General features: G+C 67.0%; 5 protein-coding genes and 1 pseudogene. 5 read left to right on the plus strand and 1 reads right to left on the minus strand.

Translation table 11 applies throughout. The features are described 5' to 3' along the window. The first annotated feature begins 209 nt into the window (after positions 1-209). Genes ACFQS1_RS38235 through ACFQS1_RS38245 form a run of 3 tightly spaced genes read left to right on the plus strand, consistent with a single transcriptional unit; the run spans position 210 to position 2,163 of the window. Positions 210-1,169, plus strand: a complete 960-nt coding sequence (locus ACFQS1_RS38235; protein WP_378977531.1) for a DDE-type integrase/transposase/recombinase — start codon at positions 210-212, stop codon at positions 1,167-1,169. After that, positions 1,166-1,354: a hypothetical protein gene (locus ACFQS1_RS38240; protein WP_378977533.1), complete on the plus strand. Its 189-nt coding sequence runs from the start codon at positions 1,166-1,168 to the stop codon at positions 1,352-1,354. Before ACFQS1_RS38235 ends, ACFQS1_RS38240 begins: the two co-directional genes overlap by 4 nt. Beyond that, positions 1,351-2,163 carry an ExeA family protein gene (locus ACFQS1_RS38245; RefSeq protein WP_378977535.1) on the plus strand — a complete coding sequence of 271 codons (813 nt, stop codon included), beginning with the start codon at positions 1,351-1,353 and terminating at the stop codon, positions 2,161-2,163. The genes ACFQS1_RS38240 and ACFQS1_RS38245 overlap by 4 nt, the downstream gene beginning before the upstream one ends. A gap of 123 nt (positions 2,164-2,286) precedes the next feature. Here the strand turns inward: ACFQS1_RS38245 and ACFQS1_RS38250 are convergent. After that, positions 2,287-2,718 (minus strand): annotated as a pseudogene (locus ACFQS1_RS38250) (SpvB/TcaC N-terminal domain-containing protein); the annotation flags it as partial. A gap of 883 nt (positions 2,719-3,601) precedes the next feature. Here ACFQS1_RS38250 and ACFQS1_RS38255 point away from each other — a divergent pair. Both ACFQS1_RS38255 and ACFQS1_RS38260 read left to right on the plus strand, forming a co-directional pair. Then, complete coding sequence (locus tag ACFQS1_RS38255; protein WP_378977537.1) at positions 3,602-3,736, plus strand: hypothetical protein; 135 nt, start codon at positions 3,602-3,604, stop codon at positions 3,734-3,736. A 190-nt stretch (positions 3,737-3,926) separates the two neighbouring features. Then, positions 3,927-5,983 (plus strand): tetratricopeptide repeat protein (locus tag ACFQS1_RS38260; protein WP_378977539.1); only part of this gene is annotated, 2,057 nt, incomplete at its 3' end.

A 5,983-nucleotide genomic window follows, 5' to 3' on the forward strand; every position in this document is an offset into this window, starting at 1 on the left:
CCGGAACGCACGGTTGGAAGGTGGCATTGAACACTCTGGTTCGCCTCTTCCCAAACCGGCTGACCTTCTGATAGTATTCGCTTAAGCGGCACATCCTCCGATTTACACAAAAATCGTGACAGGCTCCCCCGGACGAGACCACGCTGCGCCGCTACTTCAACCGGATCGGGCTGGCCGACACCCTCGCGGCAGCTTCCGAGGCGCCGGCGGTGTTCGGCCGGTTCGAAGCGTCCCGTCCGAACGAGTTGTGGACCGGGGATGCCCTGCACGGGCCGGTCGTGGCCGGCCGGAAAACCTACCTGTTCGCGTTCGTCGACGACCACAGCCGGCTGCTGACGGGCTACCGGTTCGGACACGCCGAGGACACCGTCCGGCTGGCGGCGGCGCTGCGTCCCGCGCTGGCCTCCCGCGGCGTCCCCGAGTCGATCTATGTCGACAACGGCAGCGCGTTCGTCGATGCGTGGCTGCTACGGGCCTGCGCCAAGCTCGGGATCAAGCTGACCCACTCCACCCCGGGCCGCCCGCAAGGCCGCGGGAAGATCGAGCGGCTGTTTCGCACCGTGCGCGACCAGTTCCTCGTCGAGGTCGCCGGCGACCCGGCCGTGCACGCGGCGCAGCCCGGCCGGCACCTGGTCGACGACCTGTCCACGCTCAATCGGTTGTTCGCCGCCTGGGCCGAGACCGTCTACCACCGTCAGGTGCACTCCGAAACCGGGCAGGCACCGCTACACCGCTGGCAAACCCACTGGTCGGACCGGCCGTTGCCGCTGCCCGCCCCGGCCGAGTTGGCCGAGGCGTTCTTGTGGGCCGAATACCGCACCGTCACCAAAACTGCCACCGTCAGCCTGCACGGCAACACCTACCAGGTCGACCCGGTCCTGACCGGCCGCCGTGTCGAGCTGGTCTTCGACCCGTTCGACCTGACCACCATCGAAGTCCGTGCCCAGGGCAAACCGATGGGCCTGGCCATCCCGCACCGCATCGGACGCCACTCCCATCCCAAGGCCCGACCTGAAACACCAGCCGACCAGCCGCCTCCGGCGACCGGCATCAACTACCTACGGCTGATCGACCAGCAACACCAGCGACACCTCGGCGAGCAGATCAACTACACCGCCCTGACCGACCAGCCGGCCGCGCAACGACCTCAGCGGTCGGACACGCCGTGACCGGCATCGGTGGCCAGCCCACCACGACCGAGATCGCCGACCTGCTGGCCTGGGCACGAGCCCTCAGCGACACCCACTGCAGCGCCGACCCCGCCGAACGAGCCGCCTACCAGGACGCCAAGACCACCCTGCTGGGCCGCCTCGCCCGCCACAACCCCGACCGCCAACCCGAGGACCCCGCGTGATCGAGAAACTGCAAGGCTTCTACGGCTTCACCCGCATGCCCTTCGGCCGCGACCTCGCACCCGGCATGCTGCACCGCCACGCCGCTCACGGCGAAGCCGTCGCCCGGATCACCTGGTGCATCACCGAACACCGCATCGGCGTGATCACCGGAGAAGTCGGCGCCGGGAAAACCGTCGCCATCCGCGCCGCGCTCGCCGCCCTCGACGCCACCCGGCACACCATCATCTACCTGCCCAACCCCACCATCGGCGTCCGCGGCATCCACCACCAGATCGTCCAAGCTTTGGGCGGGCAACCCCGCGTCCACCACGCCACCCTCGTCCCGCAAGCCGCCGACGCCCTCGCCACCGAACACGCCGAACGCGGACGCATCCCCGTCCTGATCCTCGACGAGGCCCACCTGCTCGACCACCCGCAACTGGAATCCATCCGCATGCTCACCAACCACGACATGGACAGCCGCAGCCCGTTCGCCTGCCTGCTGGTCGGACAACCCACCCTCCGACGGCGCATCAAACTCGGCGTCCTGGCAGCCCTCGACCAACGCATCGGCCTGCGCTACACCATGCCACCCATGACCGACCAGGAAACCAGCAGCTACCTACGCCACCACCTCGCCCTGGCCGGCCGCTCCGACACCCTGTTCTCCGACGACGCCGCCGCCCTGATCCACCAAACCAGCCGCGGCTACCCCCGCGCCGTCAACAACCTCGCCGTCCAAGCCCTCATCGCCGCCTACACCGCGGACAAGACCATCGTCGATGAATCCTCCACCCGCGCCGCCGTCGCCGAAGTCACGGCAGACTGAACACCACGCTGGCACCCTGAACACCAAGACCCCGCCCGGCACCCGCCCGGCGGGGTCTTTTCGCACCACCACGTCCTCACCCTCAACGCCGCGCTCATGCTCATTTTCAGCGCCGCGCAACAACACGTCTCCGTCGTCGAAGCCGGGCGCCCCCTTGCCCGGCGACGTACGGCGTACCTCGGAAAGGCCGGCCAACCGCCAGCCGGCGCCGAGCGGTCCGTCGCCCACCGCGGAGTCGTACGCGATGCTCAGCCGCGGCTCGAGGCCGAGGAACGGCGGCACGGTGACCGGCACCAGGGTCTGAAAGGACCCAGCCGGGCTGACGTCCGCGCGCGCCGGCGCGGACACCCACAAAATGACCAGCAGCGAACCTCCGGCCAACCCGAACAGTACGGCGATCAGCCGCAACACCGTCCGGGCCCCAGTCTCGCTCATCGGGCTACCAGACGCAGAAGCCGCAGCCGGTATGGGCCTGCTCGCCCGTACAGACCTCAATCCACGGGTACTGGAACCAGCCCCCGCAGCACTGCGTGATGATCTCGGCGTCGGGTTCATGGCGGGCTGGGCCAGATACGCACTGCCGGGACCCGAAACCGGTGCACGAACCGGCGAACCGCCAGCAGTCGCCCTCGGTACTCGACCGACGTCGCGCCAGGACCAACGGGCCGATGGACAGCCGGAACCTGCGGTCCAGCCACGCAGCCCGGCCACGGCACCCGGTGCACGTGGGCACCCGCAGGCGTCCGCTGAGATGGCGCAGGGCGGTACCCAGCCCTAGTTCCCGCGGCCTGGCCAGCGGCACCGGCAAGCGCACATGCCACAACATCATCTTTCCCCGTCCGCCACCGGACCGGACACATTGACGTTACGGGCCAGCACGCCGCTGGCGCCATCGGCCAGTATTGACCCTTAGTGCAATTTGCCGTGGTCAGGCTTCGGCGTCCGGCCCACGCCGCCAAATGGAGAAGCCGCCCGGTGAAACTCCACTCCGGCGGCTTCCGCGATGGTCAAAGCAATGCGATCGTCGTAAACAGACTGGCCGACGGTTGACCATCGGTTTGTGTCGATCTGCAGACACACCAAACACCAACACCGAGCTCAGCCCGCGTTTTGCTCGTGATCTCCCTCAGCGACTCGAACCCCCACACCGGGGACTCCGCGAGATGTGAGGCCAGACGCACCCCCCTGCGCGGACGCTCGCCTGAGCGCTTCCCGCTCCGCCCAGCCACAAGGCCTCGAGCTACAGATAACGCGACCTCACATTAAGGGGAGGGGACAACGGTCCCGACAAGGGCGAGCATTCATGATCAGGTATGCGGATCTGCCGACACATAGCCGTGGTGATCATTTATGTGTGGGCCAGAACGTCCGTGCTGGCCCACACGCTTGGTTAGTTTTCTCGTCCGTCAGAGGTTGGCCCACCAGGACGGTGGTCTTGATGGTTGCCGTCGTGGCGGGGCCGGCGCTGAAGGGCGGTGGCAAGGTTGATCGTGGCGACGGCCAGCGTGACCAGGTGGCTGATTGTGGCGACGATCTCGGTGAAGGTGTGCATCGGTTAAGGTCCGATCGCTGATGGATTGTCCGGGGCGGCCGCTCCGTGCTGATGCCACCAAGCCTGTGGTCGGCTAGCGGGATTGGATTGTGCGGTGCTGTGCCCTGTGTCTGATCGCGGTCCTTGTGCTGCCGATCGTCAAGCACAGAGGGCACACTTGACGCACAGTTAGCGCACCGCAGCGTGTTCATGAAGGGACGGGTCGGTTCGGGTGAATCCGCAGCATGAGAGGCGGGGCAAGCCAATCGACCAGAAAGCCTGGCCGCCTAAGGGAAAGGTTCGGGACTGGCTGGCCTACTGCGATCAGATCCACCGCGATTGTGGCCTTCGCAGTCTCAGCACTCTGGCCAAAGCGCTGAAAATGACCTCTCGCAGCCGGATCAGCCAGATGTTGCGCGGTCAGGGATGGCCCGCTGACGAGGGTCAGGCTCGGGCGCTGCTGACGGCGTTGATGGGCCCTGCCTACGACGCTGCGGAGGTCGAACGAGGGCTACGCAAGTACCGTGCCGCCTGCGCTGAACGGGCGAACCAGAACCACATAGGGCGGGATGAACCTCGGCCGGGCTGGTGGCTGCGATCCGGCTACGTCGACCAGATCGGCGATATCGCGCCAGAGGCGCTGTTGGACCGTGAGGCAGAGCTGGCTGAGCTGGCCAGCTGGTGTACGTCTGGAGACGAGCCGTACGTGTGGTGGCAAGCCGGGCCACGGGCGGGCAAGTCCGCGTTGATGTCCTGGTTCGTCCTGCATCCACCGCCGCAGGTCTGGGTGGTCTCATTCTTCGTCACCGCCCGGTACATCGGACAGGCTGACAGCACGGCGTTCACTGATGAGCTAATCGACCAGCTCGCGGCGATAACAGGGCAGCAGGTTCCTCCGGTCACCTCGTCCCGCGAACGCGATCGGCTGCGCCGCGAGCTGTTCATGGCGGCTGCTTCCCGCGCCGTCAAATCCGGACATCGATTGGTGTTGCTGGTCGATGGCCTTGATGAGGATTGCGGCTCCCATCCCGGGTCTGGGGTTCCCAGCATCGCCCGATGTCTTCCCAAGCACCCGGTTGACGGGGTGCGGGTGATTGTGGCTGGTCGCCCTGACCCGCCGCCGCCCGCCGACATCGCAACCGATCCTGACCATCCGCTGCACCGGTGCCGCGTAAGGGTGCTGGCCCCGTCCCAGCACGCCCGGCAGGTCATGCAGCTAGCTCAAAATGAACTCGACCAGGTCCTGGCTACCTCGCACGACCGGGACGACCGTCTCGGCTACCAACTTGTCGGTCTGGTCACCGCCAGCGGTGGCGGGCTGGAGCACCGTGACCTCCACAAGTTGACCGGCCGGCCCACGTTCGAGATCGACCAGTTGCTGCGCGGCGTGTTCGGTCGCACGATCGCCGGGCGAAGCGACCAGCACGCCGCGCAGCGGGTGTTCCTATTCACCCACGAAACCCTGCGCTTGCAGGCCGTCGAACGGCTAGGCCAACATACCTTGGCCGGTTTCGCAGAACGCTTGCACACATGGGCCGCCGACTACCAACGCCAGAACTGGCCCACCGATACTCCTGCCTATCTCCTGCGCCGCTACCCCAGCATGCTCGCCGACATCGGTGACCTCGACCGCTTGGTCGCTCTGGCCACGGACCCAGCCCGCCACGACCGCATGCTCGACGCTACTGGAGGTGACGCCGCGGCGCTAACCGAGATCGCCGCCGCCCAAACCCTCAACAGCGCACTATCCCGCCCCGACTTGACCGCCGCGCTACGCCTCGCCTGGTACCGCGACTATCTCGCCGACCGCAACGTCAACATCCCTATCCACCTCCCAGCGGTTTGGGTCGCCGTGGGACAACCCATCCGCGCCGAAGCTCTGGCCCGCTCCATCACCGATCCATACCCGCAGGCACGCGCCCTGGCCGAACTAGCAAGCACGGTTGCGGCCGCTGGCGAACACGAACGTGCCGAACAGATAGCCAATTCAATCGCCGACCAGGACTGGCGTGCGCGGGCCCTGACCGACCTGGCGAGGACGGTTGCAGCCGCTGGAGAGCACGAACAGGCCAAACAGATAGCCAACTCCATCGCCGACCAGGACTGGCGAGCTCAGGCACTAACCGACCTGGCTCGCGCGACTGCGGCCGCCGACAAGAATGAGCAGGCTGAGAAGATCGCCAGCTATATTGCAGACCCGGAACGGCGTGCACGTGCCCTGACGGACCTGGCTCGCGAGACTGCGGCCGCTGGCGATCACGAGCGGGCCCGGCAGTTTGCCGCTGATGC

This window comes from Paractinoplanes rhizophilus, from assembly GCF_042664765.1.
Taxonomy (GTDB): domain Bacteria; phylum Actinomycetota; class Actinomycetes; order Mycobacteriales; family Micromonosporaceae; genus Actinoplanes; species Actinoplanes rhizophilus.